General features: G+C 69.5%; 2 protein-coding genes. Both read right to left on the minus strand.

The genetic code is table 11. From position 1 onward, the window contains the following. Positions 1 to 590: cation diffusion facilitator family transporter (locus tag G7A99_RS22035; protein ID WP_163144116.1), on the minus strand; the 590-nt coding region annotated here is incomplete at its 3' end. Positions 591 to 651: 61 nt separating this feature from the next. Further along, positions 652 to 836 (minus strand): hypothetical protein (locus tag G7A99_RS24995; protein WP_205600003.1); only part of this gene is annotated, 185 nt, incomplete at its 5' end.

Raw genomic sequence — 836 nt, forward strand, 5'->3', positions numbered from 1 at the left:
AGCGGGTCGATGGGGAACCAGCCGGTAAGGGCGATCACCAGTCCGCTCGCCAGCGCGGCGACGGAACCGAGCAGGTCGCCGAGCACGTGCAGGATGGCGCCCTGGGTGTTGAGGTTCTGCTCGCCGCCGTGTAGCACGCGCAGCACCACGACGTTCATGGCGAGCCCGATGGCCGCCACCACCAGGACCATGCCGCCCTGGACCTCGACCGGGTGGATCAGCCGCTGGACGGCCTCGTAGGCGATCCAGGCGACCACCACCAGCATGAAGCCCGCGTTCACCAGGGCGCCGACGATCTCGGCGCGCTGGAACCCGAAACTATGGCGCTCGCTTGGTGGTCGCTGGCTGAGGCGCGAGGCGAGGGCGCCGAGCCCCAGGGCGAGGGAGTCCGTCACCATGTGCCCGGCGTCGCCGATGAGCGCCAGCGAGCCGGACAACCAGCCGGCGACCAGCTCCACCAGGGCGAAGCCGCCGGTAAGCACGAGCCCGATGAGCAACGCCCGGCCGCTTGATGGGGTGTGGTCGTGATCGTGTCCGTGACCATGCCTGTGGTCATGGTCGTGCGTGTGATCGTGGGTCGTGTCGGTCATTTCAGAGCCTGTTCCCCGTCGCTGATGGATTGACGCATGTGAGCCGCACAAGCGGACCGGCTCAGCCGCGGGGTGGGGGCGTGGGCGGTGCGGTGACGAGACGCACCGGTACCGGCGTGTCCGTCGGTGGTGGGTGAACGGTGTTCGGGGATCTCGCCGGTGCGGCGCGTACCGGCAGTGCGGGGACGTGGCTCGCGATGTGACACACCGGCGTCGCGGTGACCACCTCCGGGTGGCCATGATCGT

Source organism: Arhodomonas sp. KWT (genome assembly GCF_010993615.1).